17 protein-coding genes and 1 pseudogene are annotated in these 21,251 nt (G+C 66.0%); 13 read left to right on the top strand and 5 right to left on the bottom strand.

The genetic code is table 11. The features are described from left to right. Window position 1 precedes the first annotated feature (1 nt). The 11 genes and pseudogenes from folK (at window position 2) to QSV46_RS10130 (ending at window position 11,965) form a co-directional block, all read left to right on the top strand. Window positions 2–493, top strand: coding sequence for a 2-amino-4-hydroxy-6-hydroxymethyldihydropteridine diphosphokinase (gene folK, locus QSV46_RS10180; RefSeq protein ID WP_314949871.1), 492 nt, complete (start codon window positions 2–4; stop codon window positions 491–493). Between the two features lie 81 nt (window positions 494–574). Next, entirely contained in the window at window positions 575–2,440 is a 1,866-nt protein-coding gene (locus tag QSV46_RS10175) for a methylmalonyl-CoA mutase family protein (protein ID WP_314949869.1), read from the top strand. Then, window positions 2,437–2,901, top strand: a complete 465-nt coding sequence (locus QSV46_RS10170; RefSeq protein ID WP_314949867.1) for a GFA family protein — start codon at window positions 2,437–2,439, stop codon at window positions 2,899–2,901. The genes QSV46_RS10175 and QSV46_RS10170 overlap by 4 nt, the downstream gene beginning before the upstream one ends. Window positions 2,902–2,922: 21 nt before the next feature. Next, the gene (gene scpA, locus QSV46_RS10165; RefSeq protein ID WP_314949865.1) at window positions 2,923–5,079 is read left to right on the top strand and encodes a methylmalonyl-CoA mutase; all 2,157 of its coding nucleotides are present in this window, start codon (window positions 2,923–2,925) and stop codon (window positions 5,077–5,079) included. Between the two features lie 80 nt (window positions 5,080–5,159). After that, window positions 5,160–5,375 (top strand): annotated as a pseudogene (locus QSV46_RS10160) (hypothetical protein); the annotation flags it as partial. A gap of 146 nt (window positions 5,376–5,521) precedes the next feature. Then, window positions 5,522–6,517 carry a tripartite tricarboxylate transporter substrate binding protein gene (locus QSV46_RS10155; RefSeq protein ID WP_314949863.1) on the top strand — a complete coding sequence of 332 codons (996 nt, stop codon included), beginning with the start codon at window positions 5,522–5,524 and terminating at the stop codon, window positions 6,515–6,517. Window positions 6,518–6,692: 175 nt separating this feature from the next. Further along, window positions 6,693–7,184 carry a tripartite tricarboxylate transporter TctB family protein gene (locus QSV46_RS10150; protein WP_314949861.1) on the top strand — a complete coding sequence of 164 codons (492 nt, stop codon included), beginning with the start codon at window positions 6,693–6,695 and terminating at the stop codon, window positions 7,182–7,184. 4 nt (window positions 7,185–7,188) lie between these two features. Next, on the top strand, window positions 7,189–8,700 hold the full coding sequence (locus QSV46_RS10145; RefSeq protein WP_314949860.1) for a tripartite tricarboxylate transporter permease: 1,512 nt from the start codon (window positions 7,189–7,191) through the stop codon (window positions 8,698–8,700). A 51-nt stretch (window positions 8,701–8,751) separates the two neighbouring features. Then, window positions 8,752–9,741 (top strand): methylmalonyl Co-A mutase-associated GTPase MeaB, encoded by a 990-nt coding sequence (gene meaB / locus QSV46_RS10140; RefSeq protein WP_314949858.1) that lies wholly within the window; start codon window positions 8,752–8,754, stop codon window positions 9,739–9,741. Beyond that, window positions 9,738–10,394: a pyroglutamyl-peptidase I gene (locus QSV46_RS10135; protein ID WP_314949857.1), complete on the top strand. Its 657-nt coding sequence runs from the start codon at window positions 9,738–9,740 to the stop codon at window positions 10,392–10,394. The genes meaB and QSV46_RS10135 overlap by 4 nt, the downstream gene beginning before the upstream one ends. Before the next feature lie 200 nt (window positions 10,395–10,594). Further along, the gene (locus tag QSV46_RS10130) at window positions 10,595–11,965 is read left to right on the top strand and encodes a TIGR03808 family TAT-translocated repetitive protein (protein ID WP_314949856.1); all 1,371 of its coding nucleotides are present in this window, start codon (window positions 10,595–10,597) and stop codon (window positions 11,963–11,965) included. Window positions 11,966–12,087: 122 nt separating this feature from the next. Here QSV46_RS10130 and QSV46_RS10125 read toward each other — a convergent pair whose 3' ends face one another. From QSV46_RS10125 to QSV46_RS10110, 4 genes are all read right to left on the bottom strand, one after another. Continuing rightward, the gene (locus QSV46_RS10125; protein WP_314949855.1) at window positions 12,088–12,801 is read right to left on the bottom strand and encodes a TIGR03809 family protein; all 714 of its coding nucleotides are present in this window, start codon (window positions 12,799–12,801) and stop codon (window positions 12,088–12,090) included. Window positions 12,802–13,280: 479 nt separating this feature from the next. Then, window positions 13,281–14,990 carry a S8 family serine peptidase gene (locus QSV46_RS10120; protein WP_314949853.1) on the bottom strand — a complete coding sequence of 570 codons (1,710 nt, stop codon included), beginning with the start codon at window positions 14,988–14,990 and terminating at the stop codon, window positions 13,281–13,283. Between the two features lie 15 nt (window positions 14,991–15,005). Further along, window positions 15,006–15,698, bottom strand: a complete 693-nt coding sequence (locus QSV46_RS10115; RefSeq protein ID WP_314949851.1) for a hypothetical protein — start codon at window positions 15,696–15,698, stop codon at window positions 15,006–15,008. After that, complete coding sequence (locus QSV46_RS10110; protein WP_314949849.1) at window positions 15,695–16,264, bottom strand: sigma-70 family RNA polymerase sigma factor; 570 nt, start codon at window positions 16,262–16,264, stop codon at window positions 15,695–15,697. Before QSV46_RS10110 ends, QSV46_RS10115 begins: the two co-directional genes overlap by 4 nt. Window positions 16,265–16,699: 435 nt before the next feature. Between QSV46_RS10110 and QSV46_RS10105 the strand changes: the two genes are divergently transcribed. Next, window positions 16,700–17,857 carry a GGDEF domain-containing protein gene (locus QSV46_RS10105; RefSeq protein WP_314949847.1) on the top strand — a complete coding sequence of 386 codons (1,158 nt, stop codon included), beginning with the start codon at window positions 16,700–16,702 and terminating at the stop codon, window positions 17,855–17,857. A gap of 63 nt (window positions 17,858–17,920) precedes the next feature. Continuing rightward, window positions 17,921–19,024, top strand: a complete 1,104-nt coding sequence (locus tag QSV46_RS10100; RefSeq protein WP_314949846.1) for a DUF2336 domain-containing protein — start codon at window positions 17,921–17,923, stop codon at window positions 19,022–19,024. Between the two features lie 21 nt (window positions 19,025–19,045). Here QSV46_RS10100 and paoC read toward each other — a convergent pair whose 3' ends face one another. After that, on the bottom strand, window positions 19,046–21,250 hold the full coding sequence (gene paoC / locus QSV46_RS10095) for an aldehyde oxidoreductase molybdenum-binding subunit PaoC (RefSeq protein WP_314949844.1): 2,205 nt from the start codon (window positions 21,248–21,250) through the stop codon (window positions 19,046–19,048). Window position 21,251: the final 1 nt, after the last annotated feature.

Below are 21,251 nucleotides of genomic sequence, written 5' to 3'. Positions count from 1 at the left end.
CATGGCAAGCGTGCTGATCGCACTCGGCGGCAATGTCGGCGATGTCCGCGCGACATTCACCAAGGCGATCGCCCATATCTGCGGCATGGCGCAAGCCGCGCTGATCGCGCGCTCGTCGGACTATGCGACGCCGCCCTGGGGCGACGAGGACCAGGCAGCCTTCATCAATGCCTGCATCGAGATCGAGACCAGCCTCGATCCGCATGCGCTCTTGTTCGTGATGCAGAAGGTCGAGCAGAAATTCGGCCGCATGCGGAACAAGGAACGACAATGGGGCCCGCGCACGCTCGATCTCGACATGATCGCCTATGACGATATCAGCCTGCAGAAGCCGGATCTGACCCTGCCGCATCCGCGCCTGTTCGAGCGCGCCTTCGTGCTCGTGCCGCTCGCGGAAATCGCGCCGGACCGCGTCATCTCTGGCATTCGTGTGCGTGACGGGCTCGCCAGCGTCTCGACGCAAGGCATTGAGCGGCTTCCGGATACCGGTTAACCAAAAACAACCGTTTGCAGCGACCGCCCGCCGTGGCAATTTCGCCTGCGAATAACAAGCCGTTTGGGAGCCCTAGGCCGTATGACCTCCGTGACTGACGACCTTCCGCTGGCGGCCGACTTTCCCAAGGCGACCGTCGAGGACTGGCGCAAGCTGGTCGACGGCGTGCTGAAGGGCGCGCCGTTCGAGAAGCTGGTCGGCAAGACCTATGACGGAATCAGGATCGACCCGCTCTATCCGCGCGCCAGGGGCGTTGCGCCGGTGGTGGGACGGGCAGCAGCCGCGCCGTGGCAGATCATGCAGCGGATCGACCATCCCGATGCGGCCGTGGCAAATGCGCAGGCGCTGACCGATCTCGAGAATGGCGCGACGGGGCTTTCGCTGGTGTTCGCCGGCGGCAACGGCGCTTACGGCTTCGGCCTGGCGGCCGACGCGGTCGCAAGAGTCCTGAAAGACGTCCATCTCGACGCCGGCATCGGCATCGAGCTTCAGATCGGCCCGCAATCGCGGATGGCCGCGATCCATGTCGCGGAATATGTGAAGAGCAACGGCCTCGATCCCGCCGCCTGCAACATCCGCTTCGGGCTCGATCCGCTCGCGGCCGGCGCTGTGTGGGGCCACAGCCCCTATAGCTGGGAGGAGATCGTTCCGGCGGTCACCGGCGCCATCAAGGGTCTCGCCGCGCTCGGCTTCAAGGGCCCGTTTGCCTCCGCCGACGGACGCGTGATCCACGATGCCGGCGGCTCCGAGGTGCAGGAGCTCGCCTTCGTGCTCGCCTGCGGGATCGCCTATCTGCGCGCGATCGAAAGCGCCGGCGTTCCGCTGGAGCAGGCGCGGGACATGGTTTATGCGCGGCTTTCCGCTGACGCCGACCAGTTTCTGACCTTGGCCAAATTCCGCGCACTGCGGCTGCTGTGGGCGCGCATCGAGACAGCGTGCGGGCTGACGCCGAAGCCCTTCTTCATTGCCGCCGACACGGCTTGGCGCATGCTGACGCAGCGCGACCCCTACGTGAACATGCTGCGCGCGACCATCGCCACATTCGCGGCCGGGCTCGCGGGCGCCAATGCGATCACGGTGCTGCCGCATACGCTGGCGCTCGGCCTGCCCGATCCGTTCGCGCGGCGGGTGGCGCGCAACACGCAACTTCTGCTGCTGGAGGAAAGCAACCTCGCCAAGGTCAGCGATCCCGCCGCCGGCGCCGGCGGCATCGAGACGCTGACGGCGCAGCTTTGCGACGCCGCCTGGGCGCTGTTCCAGGAAAGCGAGAGAGCCGGCGGCGCCTTCGCCGCACTCCAGCAGGGCGTGTTCCAGAGCAAGGTCGCGGCCGCGCGAAAGGCGCGCGATGCCAACATCGCAAAACGCCGCGACGTCCTGACCGGCGCCAGCGAGTTTCCGAACCTGCATGAGCGCGAGACGGCGGTGCTGAAGGCGACGCCGGTCGCGCTCGCACCGTACGGCGAACAAAAATACAAATTCGACGCGATGCCGCCGATCCGGCTGGCGGAACCGTTCGAGGCGCTGCGCGATAAATCCGACGCGGCGGTGAAGGCGCGCGGCGCCCGGCCAAGAGTATTTCTGGCCAATCTCGGCACACCCGCGGATTTCACGGCGCGCGCGACCTTTGCCAAGAGCTTCTTTGAGGTCGGCGGCATCCAGGCCGTGGACAGCGACGGTTTTGCCGATCCGGCCAAGCTGGCGGACGACTTCAAGGCTTCGGGCGCGGAGCTTGCCTGCCTGTGTTCCAGCGACAAGCTCTATGCGGAACACGCCGAAGCTGCGGCGAAGGCCCTGCAAAGCGCTGGTGCGCGACATATCTATCTGGCGGGCCGTCCGGCCGAGGCCGAGGCGACGCTGCGTGCGGCCGGCGTCACGGGCTTCATCTTCGCCGGTGGCGATGCGCTTGCGACGTTGCAGGACGCTTACCTTCGGATGGAGCAGGCATGACCGAGGCCACCAAACCAGTTCTGACCGGCGGCTGCCAGTGCGGCGCGGTGCGCTTCGCGGTCACGGCGGCACCTGCCAAGATCAGCATTTGTCATTGCCGGATGTGCCAGAAGGCGACGGGCGCGCCGTTCGCCTCCTTTGCCGATATCGAGAAAACCGACTTTGCCTGGACCAAGGGCGCGCCGTCAGTGTTCCAGTCCTCCTCGATCGCAATGCGCGATTTCTGCGCTGCCTGTGGCACGCCGCTCAGCTTCCGCCGCATCGACGGCCCTCGCATCGAGATCATGACCGGCACCTTCGACCGCCCGGATCACGTGGTACCGACCCGACAATATGGCACCGAATCCCGCCTCGGCTGGGTGGTGGGTATCGCCAATTTGCCGAGCCAGACCACGCAACAGAATTACGGACCGGAGAAGATGGCGACCATCGTCAGCCATCAGCATCCGGACCATGATTGAGCGCCTATGATGGTTGAAACCATGAGCCGCATTCCCAATTTCGCCGAGGTCGCGTTCGAGCGTGCCACCACCGCCACACCAAGCGGCAGTGCCGAGCCGTGGCTGACGCCCGAGGGCATTCTGGTGAAGCCCGCCTATGGCGAGGCGGATGTTGCCGGGCTCGATTTCCTCGAGACCTATCCGGGCATCGCGCCGTACCTGCGCGGCCCCTACCCGACCATGTATGTCAACCAGCCCTGGACCGTCAGGCAATATGCCGGCTTCTCCACGGCGGAGGATTCCAACGCGTTCTACCGCCGCAATCTCGCGGCCGGACAGAAGGGCCTCTCGGTGGCGTTCGATCTCGCCACCCATCGCGGCTATGACAGCGATCATCCGCGCGTCGGCGGCGACGTCGGCATGGCCGGCGTGGCCATCGATTCCATCTACGACATGCGCACGCTGTTCGCAGGCATTCCGCTCGACCAGATGAGCGTGTCGATGACGATGAACGGCGCGGTGCTGCCGATCCTCGCGCTCTACGTCGCGGCTGCCGAGGAACAGGGCGTGCCGCCGGAGAAGCTCTCGGGCACCATTCAGAACGATATTCTGAAAGAGTTCATGGTGCGCAACACCTACATCTATCCGCCCGCGCCCTCGATGCGGATCATCTCGGACATCTTCGCCTACACCTCGCAGAAGATGCCGAAGTATAATTCGATCTCGATCTCCGGCTATCACATGCAGGAGGCCGGCGCGACGCAGGACCTCGAGCTCGCCTATACGCTCGCCGACGGTGTCGAGTACTTGCGCGCCGGTCTTGCGGCCGGTCTCGACGTCGACCGCTTCGCGCCGCGCCTGTCGTTCTTCTGGGCGATCGGCATGAACTTCTTCATGGAAGTCGCCAAGCTGCGCGCCGCCCGTCTGCTCTGGGCGAAGCTGCTGAAGCCGTTCAATCCGAAGGACCCGCGCTCGCTGTCACTGCGCACGCACAGCCAGACCTCGGGCTGGTCGCTGACCGCGCAGGACGTGTTCAACAACGTGATGCGCACGACGGTGGAGGCGATGGCGGCGACGCAAGGGCACACCCAGTCGCTGCACACCAACGCGCTCGACGAGGCGTTGGCGCTGCCGACCGATTTCTCGGCGCGCATCGCCCGCAACACCCAGCTCTTCCTCCAGCAGGAGAGCGGCACCACCCGGATCATCGATCCCTGGGGCGGCTCGTATTACGTCGAGCGTCTGACGCGCGACCTCGCGGCGAAAGCCTGGAGCCACATCCAGGAGGTCGAGGAGCTCGGCGGCATGGCGAAAGCCATCGAGGCCGGCGTGCCCAAGCTGCGCATCGAGGAGGCCTCGGCCAAGACCCAAGCGCGCATCGATGCCGGCAGGCAGGCGGTGATCGGCGTCAACAAGTACAAGCCGACGGACGAGGCCCCGATCGACATTCTCAAGGTCGACAACACCAATGTCCGGCGCTTGCAGATCGACAAGCTGACGCGGCTGAAATCCGAGCGCAACCAGAAGGACGTCGACGCCGCGCTCGCCGCGCTGACGCGCTCGGCCGGCGAAGGCAATGGCAATCTGCTCGCGCTCGCCATTGACGCGGCACGGGCGAAGGCGACAGTCGGCGAAATCTCGGACGCGATGGAGAAGGTGTTCGGCCGGCACCGCGCCGAGATCAAGTCCATCACCGGCGTCTACAAGCGGGAGGCGTCCACCATGGGCAACCAGGTCGAAAAGGTTCAGGCGCTGATCGATGCGTTCGAGGAGGCCGAAGGCCGCCGCCCGCGCATCCTGGTCGCCAAGATCGGCCAGGACGGCCACGACCGCGGCCAGAAGGTGATCGCATCGGCCTTCGCCGACATCGGCTTCGACGTCGACATCGGGCCGCTGTTTGCAACAGCCGATGAAGCCGCGCGACAGGCGGTCGAGAACGACGTCCATATCCTCGGCGTCTCCTCGCTCGCCGCAGCCCACCTCACCGCCGTGCCGGAATTGAAGGCCGCGCTGAAGAAGCAGGGCCGCGACGACATCATGATCATCATCGGCGGCGTGGTGCCGCCGCAGGACTACGACGCGCTGTATGCGGCCGGCGCCGAGGCGATCTTCCCGCCGGGTACCGTCATCGCGGAAGCCGCCGAGGAACTGATCCGCAAGCTGAACGCCCGGCTCGGCCATAGCGAGGCGGCGGAGTAATTCCGCCGCCGTTCATGGGGGCCAACGTGACATTTCATCGTGCAACGGTACGCGCGGGGTTGCTCGAGCATGCCGTTGCGATCTTCCTTGCGGTCCTTACCATCATTCAAACCTCACCTTCGTGTGCCGGCGACCCCCCGGATGCCATCGTCAAGACCAAGAGCATCGAGGCGCGAATCTTCCTCGACGACAGGATCAAGGCGGACGCGGCACTTGCGGCCGATTGCCTGGCCGAAGGCAGGAAGTGGCTCAACAAGAATGCGGCCGAGTCCGCCGCCTCGCGCAAGGCGGATCCGACGCCGACGAGCCGCAGTGACCATGGTTTGAGCAGCGACACATTGCTCACAACGCTGTGGTAGCGCTACCTTGCAGCGACGCTGCAAAGCCGACTAGAATGCCTGACAAGAGCGCCCGGTGTCACGGGCGCCGCTGGGAGGCATTGATGTCCAAGAAGATCACCCGCCGCACCTTTGCGGCCTCGACCGCAGCAGTCGCGGCTTCCGCCGCGTTCGGCCTCACACCCGCACGCGCACAAGCCTATCCAGCGCGGCCGGTCACCGTGATCGTGCCCTGGGGCGCGGGCGGCGGCACCGACGCGACCGCGCGCATCGTCGCAGCGCTGCTGGAGAAGGATCTCGGCCAGCCCTTCAACGTCGTCAACCGTACCGGCGGCTCCGGCGTCGTCGGTCATACCGCGATCGCGACCGCGCAGCCGGACGGCTACACCATCGGCATGCTCACCGTCGAAATCTCGATGATGCACTGGCAGGGCCTCACCGACCTGACGCCGAAGAGCTACACGCCGCTGGCGCTGATGAACGAGGATCCGCCGGGCATCCAGGTCTCCTCTTCCTCGCCCTACAAGACGGTGAAGGAGCTCGCCGAGGCGATCAAGGCCGCGCCTCCCGGCAAGTTCAAGGCGTCGGGCACCGGCCAGGGCGGCATCTGGCACCTCGCGCTGGTCGGCTGGATGCAGGCGATGGGCCTGCCTGCCAATCAGGTCGCCTGGGTGCCCTCGAACGGCGCGGCGCCTGCGATGCAGGATCTCGCTGCCGGCGGCCTCGACCTCACGACGTGCTCGGTGCCGGAAGCGCGCGCCATCATCGAGGCCGGCAAGGCCAGGAGCCTCGCCATCATGGCGCCGGCGCGCAATCCGATCTTCAAGGACGTGCCGACACTGAAGGAGGCGATGGGCATCGATTACGCGACCGGCGCCTGGCGCGGCATCGGCGCACCGAAGAACCTGCCGCCGGAGCTCGCAACGAAGCTCACGGCGGCACTGAAGAAGGTCTACGACTCCGCCGAGTTCAAGGACTTCATGAGCAATCGCGGCTTCGGCACCGTGTGGGGCGATGCCGCTCACTTCGCAGGCTTCATGGACAAGGGCGACGCCCAGATGGGCGAGGCGATGAAGGCCGCGGGCCTGAGCAAGGCGTGATTGTTTTCACCTCGCCCCGCTTGCGGGGAGAGGTCGGATCGCATCGCAGATGCGATCCGGGTGAGGGGGAGTATCCGCGAATCCAACTCTCACCATCCCCGCGGAGAGCCCCTCACCCCAACCCTCTCCCCCCGCAAGCGGGGCGAGGGGGAACTTCTCTCACAGGATTTCTCCCATGCGTCTTCCCGACTCCGTCACGGGATCGTTCCTCGTCGTGCTGGGCGCAGCCGCCGCCTATGGCGGCTATATCTTGCCACCGGTGCCGGGGCAGCCGGTCGGCCCCAACGTGTTTCCGCTCGTGATCGGCATCGGACTCGCGCTGTGCGGGCTCGCGATCGTGTTCGGCATCGGCCACTCCTTCGAGGAGGAGCAAGAGCTGGTCCCGCTCGAGGACGGCCAAGTGGCGGCGCAGCAGCCGCAGGGCAAGCTCTACGGCCTGCGCGCGCTGCTGCCGCCGGCGCTGCTGCTGTTCTACGTCGCCGCGGCGGACCGGCTCGGCTTCATCATCACCGCGGCGATCATGGTCTACGTCACCTCGACCGCACTTGGCGCAAAAGGGAAGCTGGCGCTGCCGCTCGCGGCGCTGTCGCCGTTCGCCATCCACCTCATCTTCGGCAAGCTGCTGCGCGTGCCGCTGCCTGCCGGCCTGCTGCCGACGCCCTGGTAATCCCATGCTGAAAACCCTGATTGACGCGTTCGCCCTGATCTCCACCTGGGAGGTCATCATCGCGATGTTCGCGGCCTCCGTGTACGGGCTCGTGATCGGCTCGCTGCCAGGCCTGTCGGCGACGATGGCGACCGCCCTGCTCGTCCCCGTCACCTTCTACCTGTCGCCGATCGCGGCGATCGCGACCATCGTCGCGGCCTCCTCGATGGCGATCTTCTCCGGCGACATCCCCGGCGCGCTGCTGCGCATTCCCGGCACACCCGCCTCCGCCGCCTACGCGGACGAGGCCTATGCCATGACCCGCAAGGGCCAGGCCGAGCTCGCGCTCGGCGCCGGCGTCTGGTTCTCCGCGGTCGGCGGCATCGCCGGCGTGCTGTCGCTGATGATCCTGGCGCCACCGCTCGCCGAGGTCGCACTGTCGTTCTCGACCTTCGAATATTTCTGGCTGGCGCTGCTCGGCTTGATGTGCGCCACTTTGGTCGCGCGCTCATCGCCGGTGAAGGCGATCGCGGGCATGTTCCTCGGCCTCCTGGTCTCCTGCATCGGCATCGAGAACCCCGGCGGCGTGCCGCGCTTCACCTTCGGCATCACCGATCTGTTCGGCGGCATCGAGCCGATCCCGGCGCTGGTCGGCGTGTTCGCGGTGGCGCAGGTGATGCGCGCGATGCTGACGCCGGAACCGCCGCCGCTGCCGCGACGAAAATTCGGAAGCATCATGGCCGGCCAGTGGAAGCTGACCAAGAAGTATCACTGGCAGATGACGCGCGGGAATATCGTCGGCATCATCATCGGTGTGCTGCCCGGCGCCGGTGCCGACATGGCCGCCTGGGTGTCTTACGCGATGTCGAAACGCTTCTCCAAGGAACCCGAGAAGTTCGGCACCGGCCATGTCGAGGGTCTGGTCGAGGCCGGCGCCAGCAACAACGCTAGCATCGCCTCGGGCTGGGTGCCGTCGCTGCTGTTCGGCATCCCCGGCGACACCATCGCGGCGATCGCGATCGGCGTGCTCTACATGAAGGGCCTCAATCCGGGCCCGACGCTGTTCACCGAGAAGGCGTCGAGCATGTACGCGATCTACCTGATGTTCATCATCGCGAACATCATGATGATCCCGCTCGGCATCGCCATGATCCGCGTCGCTGCCTACATCCTGCTGGCGCCGCGCTCCTCCATCATGCCGATCATCATGCTGTGCTGCGCGGTCGGCTCGTTCGCGATCGGCAACAACATGTTCGGCGTCGTCACCGTCGCCGCCTTCGGCGTGATCGGCTACGTCATGGAAGCCAACGGTTATCCCGTCGCCGCCATGGTGCTCGGCATCGTCATGGGCACCATGGTCGAGCAGGCCTTCGTCACCTCGCTGATCAAGTCCGACGGCAGCATTTTGCCGTTCTTCGAGCGGCCGGTCGCCGCGATCCTCGCTGCCATGGCGATCGGCGCGCTGCTCTGGCCGGTGATGGTGTGGGGATGGCGGAAGGTGAAACCAGTGCAGGCGGCCGCAGCAACATCCCGGTGATATGGGGCGGGCGGCTCTCGCCTGCCCCGCCCGGGCGTTGTAAAGCAGGGCATGACTGAGAAGAAGGCCTCGCTGAACATTCAATCCGTTGCCCGCGACCTCCGCGCCGGCAGCCGCGCGGCTCTCGCGCGGGCGATCACGCTGGTGGAGAGCCGGCGCGGCGATCATCAGTCGCTGGCGCGCGAGCTGGTGCAGATGCTGCTGCCCGACACCGGCAAGGCGTTTCGCGTCGGCATCACGGGATCGCCGGGCGTCGGCAAGTCCACCACCATCGATGTGCTCGGCACGTATCTGATCGCACAGGGCCACAAGGTCGCGGTGCTGGCGGTCGATCCGTCCTCGGCGCGCAGCGGCGGCTCGATCCTCGGCGACAAGACGCGGATGGCGCAATTGTCGGCGTCCGACGATGCGTTTATCCGCCCCTCGCCGTCCTCTGGCACGCTCGGCGGCGTCGCGGCCAAGACGCGCGAGGCGATGCTGCTTTGCGAGGCGGCCGGATTCGATGTCGTGCTGGTCGAGACCGTCGGCATCGGTCAGTCCGAGACAGCGGTCTGCGACATGACCGATTTCTTCCTCGCCCTGATGCTGCCGGGCGGCGGCGACGAATTGCAAGGCATCAAGAAGGGCCTGGTCGAGCTCGCCGACATGATCGCCATCAACAAGGCCGACGGCGACAATCTCAAGCGCGCCAACATCACCGCCGCCGACTATCGCGGCGCGCTGCATATTCTCAGCCCCCGCTCCGAGCATTGGCACCCACCGGTCATCACCTATTCGGCGCTGGCCGGCACCGGTATCGCCGAGCTCTGGCAAAAAATCGTGGATCACCGCAAGGCGATGAACGCATCCGGCGATTTCGCCGCGCGGCGCCGCGAGCAGCAGGTGAAATGGATGTGGTCGATGCTGGAGCAGCGGATGCTGGCGCGGCTGCGCAGCGAGGCATCGGTGCGGAGCAAGGTCCGGAAGATCGAGGCTGAAGTGGCCGACGGCCATCTCACGCCGGCGCTCGCCGCCGAGCAAATCCTGGAGTTGCTGCAATGAGCGAAAGGCTCCGCATTCTCCTCACCGGCTTCGGCCCGTTCCCCGGCGCTCCCTTTAATCCGACCCAGCCGCTGGTCGCGCGGCTGGCGCGGCTGCGTCGCCCCTCCCTCGACGATGTCGCGATCACGAGCCACATCTTTCCGGTGACCTATGCCGCGGTCGACCGGCAATTGCCGGAGGTGCTCGCGAAAGAGAAACCGGATGCGCTGCTAATGTTCGGCCTCGCAGCACGCACGCCCTACCTGCGCATCGAGACCCGTGCGCGCAACGCCGTCACCATGCTCTGGCCAGATGCCGCCAACACCCGCTCGAGCAAGCGCGGCATCGCCGGCCACGCGGACGCGATGACATTCGGTCCGCACACAACGAGGCTGCTGCGCGCCGCGCGCCTCACCGGCATCGACGCGCGTTCTTCGCGTGATGCCGGCGCCTATCTCTGCAATTATCTGAGCTGGCGCGCGATCGAGAACGTCAGGGCTGGCGGACCGCTGCTTGCCGCGTTCATCCACATTCCGCTGCTGGCACGCAGCGGTGCGGTGCGCCGCAAGGGCGTAGCCCGGATCACGCTGGAGGAGCTGGTGGATGCGGGGGAAGCGATGCTGATGGAGATGGTGGGATTGGCGCGGAAGGCGCGGGCCACGCCGGGTTCGTAGGGTGGGCAAAGGCGCATTTGCGCCGTGCCCACCACGCATTCGCATTGGTTGTGACAATGGTGGGAACGCTTCGCTTTGCCCACCCTACGGCGCTGCTTTTGCGGTAAACATTTAACCCTACCGCCAACAATCCTCACGGCCCCGGCCGCCCTGCGCTACCTAATCCCCGCGGACCTCCCGCGTCCGCAGGAGGACGCGTCATGGACCTCAATCGCCGTCATCTCATCGGGGCTTCCACCGCAGGCATCGCCGGCGCGCTGGCCATGCCGGCCGATGCCGCGCGCGCGGCGCCGCTGATATCCCTGCTCGGGCGCGATGCCACGCAATATGGCGTGCGGCCCGGCAGCAGCGAGGACCAGACCCGCGCGCTCCAGCGCGCGATCGACGAGGCCGCGCGGGTGCAGGTGCCGCTGGCGCTGCCGCCGGGCGTGTATCGCACCGGGCTATTGCGGCTGCCGAACCGCGCGCAACTGATCGGCGTGCGCGGCGCGACCAAATTCGTTTTCACCGGCGGAGCCTCGGCGATCCAGAGCGACGGCTCCGATGCGATCGGCCTCACCGGGATCACCTTCGACGGCGGCGGCATTCCGCTGCCGACGCGACGCGGATTGATTCACGTTCTCGGCGGGCGCGACGTCCGCATCAGCGATTGCGAGATCACCGGCTCCGGCGGCAGCGGCATCTGGCTCGAGCAGGTCTCGGGCGACATCTCCGGCAACATCTTCACCGATATCGCGGTGACGGCGGTAGTCTCGTTCGACGCCAGGGGGCTGAGCGTGTCCCGCAACACCATCATCGGCACCAACGACAACGGCATCGAGATCCTGCGCACCGCGATCGGCGACGACGGCACGCTGGTCGCCGACAACCGCATCGAGGACGTCAAGGCCGGCCCCGGCGGCTCCGGCCAGTACGGCAACGCCATCAACGCCTTCCGCGCCGGCAATGTGATCGTGCGCGGCAACCGCATCAGGAACTGCGATTACTCCGCCGTGCGCGGCAACTCGGCCTCCAATATCCAAATATCAGGCAACAGCGTCAGCGACGTGCGCGAGGTCGCGCTCTATTCCGAGTTCGCGTTCGAGGCCGCGGTGATCGCCAACAACACCGTCGACGGCGCCGCCGTCGGCGTCTCCGTGTGCAATTTCAACGAAGGCGGCCGCATCGCCGTGGTCCAGGGCAACATCATCCGCAATTTGATCCCGAAGCGGCCGATCGGCACCGCGCCGGATGACGATGCCGGCGTCGGCATCTATATCGAGGCTGATACATCGGTGACCGGCAACGTGATCGAGAACGCGCCGTCCTACGGCATTGTCGCCGGCTGGGGCAAATATCTGCGGGATATCGCAATCACCGGCAACGTGATCCGCAAGGCCCTGGCGGGCGTCGGCGTCTCCGTGGTGCCCGGCGCAGGGACCGCCCTCGTCAACAACAACATGATCTCGGAAACCCCGCGCGGCGCCGTGGTCGGGCTCGACCACGCCCGTGCGGTGACCTCGGACCTGTCGTTCGACGGCGCGCAACGCTTTGCGCAGGTGATGATCGGCGGAAATGCGGTGCGGCGGTAGGTGCGTGCGGCGGAAGATGGGCCGTGCATCCTTCGAGGCTCCCCACGCGGCGCGCTGCGCCAAGTGTCTCGTACCTCAGGATGACGGGGTTGGAGAAGGCATGGTCGCCCGCAAGTGATCCCTTAGAACGCGTTCCGCAGCAGCGGGTACTTCGCCTGCAGCCCGTCGAGGCTGAAGGTAAATTCGACGACGCGTTCGGGGGCCGCGACGATTTCGGCGGCCGGCGGGGCGAATTGCGGCAGGAGCGTTGCCATAGCGGCGGGCGTGGTTAGTGGCGGCCTCACGGCAGGCGCGGTGGACGGTGCCATTGCAGCGGGCGCGACGACCGGGGGCCTCACGGCAGGTGCGGTCAGCGGCGCCCTCGCAGCGGGCGCCCTAAGCGGCGGGAGGGCAGCAGGCGCCGTGAACGAGGCGACTGCAGCAGGCGGCGCGATCGGCGCAAGCGGGGCTTCGGTCACCTCGGCCAGCGCATCCGGCTTGGGATCGAGCCTGACCGGCACGGCCCTCTCGGGCGCAATATGAACGGCCTTCGGCTGCACGGTCTGGGCCTGCTGCTCGCGCGGAAACACGCGGGGCATGGTCGCCGGCGACCAGCCGAATACGGGCGAGACACTCGCGGCCGCCACGGCTACGTCACCACCGGTTGCGAGCGCGCGCCAGGTCTGGACGGCACGCTTCGCTTCCTGGATGTTTTCGAGGAATGCGATCTCGGAGTGATAGCGGCGCCAGCGTCCGGTCTCGAACATTTCGGAGAGATGTTCCAGCCGCTGTTCGGCGAGAGCGCACCAGCGCGCTGCAACGTCGCGGCCACCAGCCGCGCTTTGGCGATGTGTCATAAACCTGCCCGCGAGGAGAAAAATACGGACGCGACGCAACGCACACGAATCAATTTAGACGCGACCTGAATATTTTGTGGAAAAGTTTTGACTTGTCCAGCAACGACACAGCTCTCGCCACAAAACACCGTAGTCGTGCGGAGTTTCCGGCGGTTTCCGTGTCAAGCTTCGCACAAGCATAGCGGACGTGTGCCGCACCGGCCGATAGATGACGGCGACCCCGGGCGCGCACCTCAACCGGAAGCTGATCTCGTGTGCCGCTTCAAGAAATCGGATGCCGAAAAGAAAAGACCCGTCCGGGGGGACAACCGGACGGGTCAAGCCATATGGGCGCTTGGGGTGGATGGGCGCTCGCGCCTGATATGACCGATGGGGAGGGATAACCGCTCCCACATAATTTGGTCGTGGCAGGAAGCCGAACGTTCAAAGCGGCGTTCGATTTTTTGAGCTTTGGCCTGCGCGCAAAGTTGTCGCAGCCGCTATCGCGTCGCCGGCCTATCCGCCTGAGAAATCGCGGATTTATCGCCGGCACTCGAAAGAGAAGGTTGTTCAATTGCGCGGATGCCGGGCTCCTCGCGACGCTTCCCCGCATCTTCACGTTTTGTTGTCCCGGACGCTGCCGCAACCGGCGTCGCACTGTCGGCGGGAACAGACATCACCGCGGCAAATGCATCGGCCTGGCCGTCGCCGAAGAGATCATCACGGCCGGGTGAACCGAGGTCGCGCGCGGTCTTCACCAGCGTCATGCGCAGCGCTTCCGGCTTCAAGGTGTAATTGCGCTCGAGCAGCAGCGCCGCGACGCCGGAGACATAGGCGGCCGAGAACGAGGTTCCCGACGTCATCTGATATTTGCCGTCAGGCGCGGGCACGAAGATGTCGACGCCGGGCGCCGCCAGCGCGATATAATTGCCGCGGTTGGACGCCGGGAACAGCTTGTCCTGCCGATCGGTCGCGCTGACCGCGATCACGTTGGGATTGGCAGCAGGATAGAGCGGCGGCGATTTCTCGCCGGCATTGCCGGCGGCCGCGATCAGCACGAGGCCGCGCGCAGCGGTCGCCGCGATGGCGCGCTCGATCACCGCGTCCTTCGGACCGGCAAAGCTCATATTGACGATCTGCGCGCCGTGCTCGGCGGCGTAATTCAGAGAGCGCAGGATGATGTAGGACGAGCTCTGGGCGCCGCCCGTGGCGCCGCCGAAGGCGCGGATGGCGATGATGCGCGCCTCGGGCGCACTGCCCATCAGCCTGGCATGCGCCACGATGGCGCCTGCAACGCCGGTGCCGTGGACGTGCGGCCCCTCGGGGCTGCCCAGCGCATCGAAATTGTCGGCGACGGAATTGGCGAGCTCGGGATGGTTGGCGTCGATACCGGAGTCGATCACGGCAACCGTGACGTTGGCACCATGCGCCAGCGTATGCGCCTGCGGCAGGCGAAGTTTCGTCAGCGCATATTGCGCAGGATCGCCTTCGGTCGGCGTCGTCGCCTTCTGGTCCTGGAGCACATAACGGAAGTTCGCCTGCACCGAGCGAACGCTGCCGTCGGCGGCGAATTCGCGCCGCACCGTCTCATACGGCCGGCCGTCGGTGATGCGGAACAGGCCGAGCGTGGCCCCGACGAGCGGAAAATTTTCCGAAGCGATGCGCGTCAAGCCGTGCCGCCGGGCAAGCTCGTCAGCCTCCGCCGCCGACAGCGCGCCGTCGATCTCGGCGACGAATTCGTCGGCGAAGGTGCGCAGGTTCAAAGCGGCAGGCGTGCTGTTGCCACGCCCCCTGCCGGCGCTCTTCTTGCCCGGCTTGCCTGGGCCATCGCCGCCTGCGTTCGGCTGCGCCAGGCATTCACCACCGGCATCGCGATAGGGCGCGGTGCAGGCCGGATAGAGGTTCGGCGAGTAACGCGCATAAGGCAGCACCGGCGTCGGCCGAATCCGCGCGCTGATCCGGGGCGTCGTGGCAGGCGCGCGCGGGCTGGGGGCGACACCGATGGCCCGCACGCCGACACTGGGGCTCACGCGCGCGGCGATGCTCGGAGAGATGGTCGGCGTGCGCGTCGGGACGCTGATCGTTGGCGTTCGCATGATCGCCTGCGCCTGCGCGACCTCGACGCCGAGACAGGCGGCGAGCAGCAGCACGGCCCCGACCGAGGAAGCGTAAGCCCCGGCTCGTACCTTACTCTCGGACCTGCGCGTCATCGGTGCAGAGGCGCCTTACGGCGCCGCGACGGCGAGATTGACGAACTTCTCGCGCTGCATCCTGCTGAGCAGCGAGGCGAGTTCGTCCTGACTCATCGCCTTGTCGAACTGGAGACGGAACATGCCGCCCTTGGCATCGCCGATGATCGACGCCTGGTAGCTGTCGAGCAGCGCCGTGATGTCGGCAACGCGCGCCTCGGGCGTGAAGCGCACCAGCGCACGCGACGGCGCAGCGGCTCCAAGCTCGCGCGTGATCGGCGCGCCAACCGACAGCGAAGCGGTCTGGAAGGTCGCGGTCTGGGTTTTCATTAGCACCGCGCCGATGATGCCGGCCTGGAGCAGCAGCGCGATGGCACCGAGGCTCGCCGACCAGGCCAGCGTGCGCGGCGACAGGGTCGAGAAGAAGGTCGCGATGCGCGCCGACAGCGGCAGCGAAGTGCTTGCCCGCGCCGGCTCCGCGTCGATCGCGGCGAACAGTTTCTGCATCGCGCGCGCCGACGGAGCGCCCAGGCTCTCGTTCAGATGAATAGTCTCTTCGTACTCGCCGCGGATCACGGCATATTGCTTGGCGAGTTCCGGATCACGCGCCAGCGCCTCCTCGACGCGGCGGGCGTCGCGCCCGTTCAGCGTGCCGGCAGCGTGCCAAGGCAGCAGCAGTTCAATTTCACTGGGCTCGTGCTCCAGCATCTTCTTGCTCAATGCCATCATGGCCAGCCTCGCTCAATGCCGGCTGCCTTCAGCAGTTCGGCCAATTTCTTGCGCGCATAGAACAGGCGCGTCTTCACGGTGTTCTCCGGGATGCCTACGATTTCGGCCACTTCCTCCACGGATTTCTCGTGGTAGTAGACGAGATCGACGATTTCCCGATGATCCGGCGAGAGGCCCGTCAGACACTCCCGCAACGCTTCACTCGTATCCTTCTTCTGCACCGCGACTTCCGGATCGTCGGACTGGTCCTCGATCGCGTTCGCGGCTTCGTCGTCCAACCCAACGTCCTTCCTGCGCCGAAGCGCAGACAGGGCCTTGAATCGGGTGATTGCCAGCAGCCAGGTGGAAACGGCGGATCGGCCTTCAAACTTGCCGGCTTGACGCCAGACGTCGAGAAATACCTCGCTGATGAGGTCTTCCGCCGCCTGCTCGTCGCGCACGAGCCTCAGCCCGAACCTGTAAACCCTGACATGGTGCCGCCCGTACAGCACCTGCATCGCGAGCCGGTCACCTTGGGCGATCCTGGCGATCAGGACCTCGTCCGAAGCCGCCTGTGTCACGCTCAAAGCCCGTCTCGCAAAGTTGGTCGGGGCGACGCGGCGGACGGTTCGACGGGAGAAGCGAAATTCTCCAATCTACCGCAGTCGTACGGGGGCCTGTGTGATCTACCCCACATCCGCGAATTTTCCTTTTGCCACCTGCGGCGGTTGGCCGCCTCGCTCGACAACGGTAACATAGTAGTGAAGCACTTTCCTGCGCAATGCGGTCCGGCGCAAACGGCCGAATGCCTGGAACCATAGCAGCCCTGCGCGACGTATGTCTCGCCAAGCCCTGCTTTGGCTCGACCGCATCGCCAACGATGCCTAATCGCCAGCAAATTCCGCCCGCCCGGCACTATCACCCTGTTCTGCGCTGCACCGTTCGGATTCGGTTTCAAAGGATACCAAACCTAAAGGCTTGGCACGTAGATTTTTGGGCTGACATCCACCATTGGCGGGACAATGATCACGGCCGCGACGTCCTTACCGGAGAGGAATGCCGCTGAGGTCGCGGATCTCGTTCTCATGCCCGACGCGGCTGCGCCCGCGGTGCGAGCGCGCCGGGTCCGACAACGCCGGCAGATGTATGTCGGCCAGGTGGCAAGCTACTCGCTCGCCGCCGCGGTCCTGTTGCTCTACGCCTTTGACGGCGCGATCTCGATCGACGTTGCCCCGCTGTTCTGGTTCGGCGGCCTGCTGATCATCGGCACCTTCACCGTGCTGTCGGAAGCCGGAGTCGGTGACAGATTCAGCGACCACTATCTCACCGTGTTCCAGATCTCGGCACATATGGCGCTGCAGTTCGTGTTCCTGCTGTCCGTGCCGACCATCGGCGTCGCCTTCATCAGCGTGCTGTTCCTGATCTTCGCTTTCGGCACCCTTCGCATGACCTCGGCCCAGGCGATGCTGACGTGGGCGATCGCGACCGCGAGCCTCGCCACCGTCTTCCTGGCCTCCGATCTGCCGATCGGATTGCCCGTCGCGACCCGCCTGCAGCGGACCGCCTCGATGCTGTGCTTCGTGCTGGTGATCGGCCAGTGCGCCACCCTCGGCCTGTTCGGCGCCACCCTGCGCAAGATCCTGTATCGCCGCAGCATCGAGCTCAAAGCCGCCTATCAGCGCATCGAGGAACTGGCCGAGCTCGACGAGCTCACCGGTTCCTACAACCGCCGCTGCATCATGCGGCTTCTCGACGCCGAGATCGAGAACTCCCGGCGGGCGTCCGCACCTTGCGCGATCGCGCTGATCGACCTCGACTGGTTCAAGCGCATCAACGACGCCCACGGCCACCCCGTCGGTGACGAGGTGCTGCGCACCTTCGCCATCACCATTTTTGCCAATATCCGCCCGGCCGACAGCTTCGGCCGCTACGGCGGCGAGGAATTCCTGCTGCTGCTGCCCGGTACGGGTGGCGACGCCGCCTCGCGCATGCTCGAGCGGTTGCGCGGCATCGTCGCCGATCTCGACTGGAGCGCATTTTCCCCGGGCATGCAGGTGACGATTTCCGCGGGCGTCGTGACGCTGCGCGACGACGATACTGCCGACACGTTTCTCGCACGCGCCGATCGCGCGCTCTATTCCGCCAAGGCGCAAGGGCGCGATCGAATTGCAACGGGCTGACCAATCCATTTTCTTCCGGCGCGTGAGAATCCGCCGCCGGGCCGAACGCTCCAGGACAGGGCAATGAGATCCAAATCCGCCAAACCATCCGAGAACCTGCTGGAGGAATTGCAGGCCGCGCTCTCGAACGGCACCGTTGCGCGCCGGGTCGAGACGCTGCGCCGGGTCACCGATCTCTTCGTGGGCAACGCAGTGGACTATTCCGACGAGCACCTGAAGGTGTTCGACGACGTGTTCCAATGCCTGACCGAGAAGATCGAGACGTCGGCGCGTGCGCTGCTCGCCGGTCGCCTCGCGCCGATCGCGGCCGCGCCGCCGAACATCATCCGCACGCTCGCGCTCGACGAGATCGTCGAGGTCGCAGGACCCGTGCTGTCGAAGTCGGAACGGCTGGACGAGGCGACCCTGATCGAGATCGCGCGAACGCGAGGCCAGGCGCATCTCAAGGCGATCTCGCTGCGCCGGGTGCTGTCGGAAGCGCTGACCGACGTGCTGGTGACGCGCGGCAACGAAGACGTGGTGCAATCCACCGTCAGTAATCCAGGCGCGCGGCTCTCCGAAGGAAGCCTCACCGACCTCGTCACGCGCGCCGAACGCGACGATGAACTCGCCGCCTGCATCGGCGTGCGGCCCGACCTGCCGCGCCATCACTATTTGAAGCTGGTCGCGAAGGCGTCATTGAGCGTGCGCAGGAAGCTTGAGGCTGCGCATCCGGAGCTCGCCGACGAAGTGTCCAGCGTGGTCCAGGAAGCGGCCCAGCGGGTCCGCGCCGCTGCCACGACGAGGCAGACCGAGATGGCACGCGCGCTGGTGAAGTCGCTGCACGAGGACGGCCGTCTCAACGAATTCCAGGTCACAACCTTCGCCGAGCAGGGCAAGTTCGACGAGACCAATGCCGGACTCGCGGCGCTCGCCGGCGTCGCGGTCGAGACCGCCGAGGCCATGATGATCGAGAGCCGCACCGAGGGCGTGATGATCCTCGCCAAGGTCGCGGGCATGCAATGGCCGAGCGTGCGCGCGATCATCGCCATGCGGGAAAATCTCTCGGGCGGCTCGCAGACCGACATACTGACGCTGCGCGACACCTACGAGGCTCTGCGCGGCTCGACCGCGCAGCAGGTGCTGCGCTTCCACCGCATGCAGCAGAGCACGACGCCGGCAGCCTGACCTCAACGGCCGCGGACGACGTCAGGCGTCGGGCATGTGGTCCAGCAGCTTGTCGAGCGTGATCGGGTAGTCCCGCACCCTTATGCCGGTCGCGTTGTAGATGGCGTTGGCCAAAGCCGCGGCGACGCCACAAATCCCGAGCTCAGCGATGCCCTTGGCCTTCATTGGCGAGGACATCGGGTCAGTCTCGTCGAGGAAGATCGTGTCCTGATGCGGAATGTCGGCATGGACGGGCACCTCGTAGCCGGCCAGGTCGTGATTGACGAAAAAGCCGACGCGCTTGTCCACGACGAGTTCCTCCATGAGCGCGGCTCCTACGCCCATGGTCATGGCACCAATGACCTGGCTGCGTGCGGTCTTCGGGTTGAGAATCCGGCCCGCGGCACAGACGGCGAGCATCCGGCGCACGCGGATTTCCGCCGTCGCGACGTCGACGCCGAGCTCGACGAAATGGGCACCGAAGGTCGATTGCTGGTGGGTCTTGGCGAGATCGCCGTACTCGATCGAATCCTCGGCTTTCAGTTCGCCGTCCGACGCCGCCTGCCCCAATGGAACGCTGCGGTTGCCCGACGACACCTGGCCATTCGCGAAAGCAACGTCCGCGGAGTTGAGGCCGAGCTTCTGCGCCACCGCCTCGCGCAGCTTGACGCAGGCGGCATAGACGCCCGAGGTCGAATTGTTCGCGCCGAACTGCCCGCCGGAGCCGGCGGATACCGGGAAGCTCGAGTCGCCCAGTCGTACGATAACCTTCTCCAGCGGCACTCCCATCATCTCCGCTGCGGTCTGGGCGATGATCGTATAGCTGCCGGTTCCGATATCGGTCATGTCGGTCTCGACGGTTATGCGTCCCTGTCCATCGAGGCGAACGCGAGCGCCCGATTTCATCAGAAGATTGTTGCGGAATGCGGCAGCCATGCCCATGCCGATCAGCCAGCGGCCGTCGCGCTGCTTGCCCGGCTCGGCATGTCGCTTGTTCCAGCCGAAGCGCTCCGCACCGATCCGCATGCATTCGACGAGCTGCCGCTGCGAGAACGGGCGGTTCGGATGCTCGGGATCGACCTGGGTATCGTTGCGGACGCGGAATTCGATCGGGTCGATCCCCAGCCGCTCCGCCATCTCGTCCATGGCGATCTCGAGTGCCATCATGCCGGGTGCCTCGCCGGGCGCGCGCATCGCGTTGCCTTCGGGCAGATCCAGCATGGCAAGACGCATCGCCGTCATCCGGTTCTCGCCGGCATAGAGCAGACGGGTCTGCTGAACCGCCGTCTCCGGCCTGCCTTCCGGCAAATTACCCGACCAGCTCTCATGTCCGATCGCGGTGATCTTGCCGTCCCTGTTGGCACCGATGCGAATGCGCTGGATCGTCGCCGGACGATGCGTCGTGTTGTTGAACATCAGCGGACGCTGCAAAGCCACCTTGACCGGGCGGTTGGCGGCACGCGCGCCGAGCGCCGCGAGCACCGCATCCGATCGAAGGAACAGCTTCCCGCCAAAGCCGCCGCCGATGAATGGCGAAATCAGCCGGACATTCTCCTTGGGCAGGCCGAGCGCCTTCGCGACGTCGCCGGTGGTCCAGGCAATCATCTGGTTGGAGGTCCAGAGCGTGAGCTTGTCGCCATTCCACGCCGCCATCGACGCATGCGGCTCCATCATCGCATGGGCCTGGTCCGGGGTGGTGTAGCTCGCATCGAGTTGCACCGGCGCGGACGCGAAGGCAGCGGAAAAATCACCGACAGCCGTGTCTGACTGGGCATCGCCGCGACCGGGAGGTTTTGCAGCACCGTCCCGTCCGGCTGACAGATCGAACGAGCCCTTCGCCGCGGCGTAGTCGACCTTGACGAGTTGTGCCGCGGACCGGGCCTGCTCGAAGGTCTCGGCAACGACGACCGCAATGGCCTGGTGGTAGTGGTCGATGTCGGGCCCGCCGAGCAGCTTCGCCGTGTTGTAATTGCCTTTGTCGAGCTTGCCGGCATTCTCCGCCGTGACGATCGCGAAGACACCGGGTGCGGTCTTGGCACGAGACAGATCCATCGACAGGATCCGGCCCTTGGCAATGGCCGAGCCCACAATCCAGCCATAGGCAGGCTTCACGACACCGTCGTGCCATTCATAGGCATAGGTCGCCCGTCCGGTGGTCTTCAGCGGACCGTCGATCCGGCTGGTCGCATGACCGATGACCTTGAGCTGGTCGATCGGATTGGTGGTCGCAGGCGTGTCGAACTTCATG

Source organism: Bradyrhizobium cosmicum (assembly GCF_032290525.1).
GTDB lineage: Bacteria > Pseudomonadota > Alphaproteobacteria > Rhizobiales > Xanthobacteraceae > Bradyrhizobium > Bradyrhizobium cosmicum_A.
Note: the sequence above shows the minus strand (reverse complement) of the source record. Positions and strands in the feature narration are given on the sequence as shown.

Excerpts from the sequence above, each read along its gene's own strand:
- scpA (WP_314949865.1), top strand. The coding sequence starts at position 2,923 with ATGAGCCGCATTCCCAATTTCGCCGAGGTCGCGTTCGAGCGTGCCACC.
- QSV46_RS10175 (WP_314949869.1), top strand. The coding sequence starts at position 575 with ATGACCTCCGTGACTGACGACCTTCCGCTGGCGGCCGACTTTCCCAAG.
- QSV46_RS10125 (WP_314949855.1), bottom strand. The coding sequence starts at position 12,801 with ATGACACATCGCCAAAGCGCGGCTGGTGGCCGCGACGTTGCAGCGCGC.
- QSV46_RS10115 (WP_314949851.1), bottom strand. The coding sequence starts at position 15,698 with ATGATGGCATTGAGCAAGAAGATGCTGGAGCACGAGCCCAGTGAAATT.
- QSV46_RS10100 (WP_314949846.1), top strand. The coding sequence starts at position 17,921 with ATGAGATCCAAATCCGCCAAACCATCCGAGAACCTGCTGGAGGAATTG.
- paoC (WP_314949844.1), bottom strand. The coding sequence starts at position 21,250 with ATGAAGTTCGACACGCCTGCGACCACCAATCCGATCGACCAGCTCAAG.
- QSV46_RS10170 (WP_314949867.1), top strand. The coding sequence starts at position 2,437 with ATGACCGAGGCCACCAAACCAGTTCTGACCGGCGGCTGCCAGTGCGGC.
- QSV46_RS10155 (WP_314949863.1), top strand. The coding sequence starts at position 5,522 with ATGTCCAAGAAGATCACCCGCCGCACCTTTGCGGCCTCGACCGCAGCA.
- QSV46_RS10120 (WP_314949853.1), bottom strand. The coding sequence starts at position 14,990 with ATGACGCGCAGGTCCGAGAGTAAGGTACGAGCCGGGGCTTACGCTTCC.
- QSV46_RS10150 (WP_314949861.1), top strand. The coding sequence starts at position 6,693 with ATGCGTCTTCCCGACTCCGTCACGGGATCGTTCCTCGTCGTGCTGGGC.
- QSV46_RS10105 (WP_314949847.1), top strand. The coding sequence starts at position 16,700 with ATGATCACGGCCGCGACGTCCTTACCGGAGAGGAATGCCGCTGAGGTC.
- QSV46_RS10130 (WP_314949856.1), top strand. The coding sequence starts at position 10,595 with ATGGACCTCAATCGCCGTCATCTCATCGGGGCTTCCACCGCAGGCATC.
- QSV46_RS10145 (WP_314949860.1), top strand. The coding sequence starts at position 7,189 with ATGCTGAAAACCCTGATTGACGCGTTCGCCCTGATCTCCACCTGGGAG.
- meaB (WP_314949858.1), top strand. The coding sequence starts at position 8,752 with ATGACTGAGAAGAAGGCCTCGCTGAACATTCAATCCGTTGCCCGCGAC.
- QSV46_RS10135 (WP_314949857.1), top strand. The coding sequence starts at position 9,738 with ATGAGCGAAAGGCTCCGCATTCTCCTCACCGGCTTCGGCCCGTTCCCC.
- folK (WP_314949871.1), top strand. The coding sequence starts at position 2 with ATGGCAAGCGTGCTGATCGCACTCGGCGGCAATGTCGGCGATGTCCGC.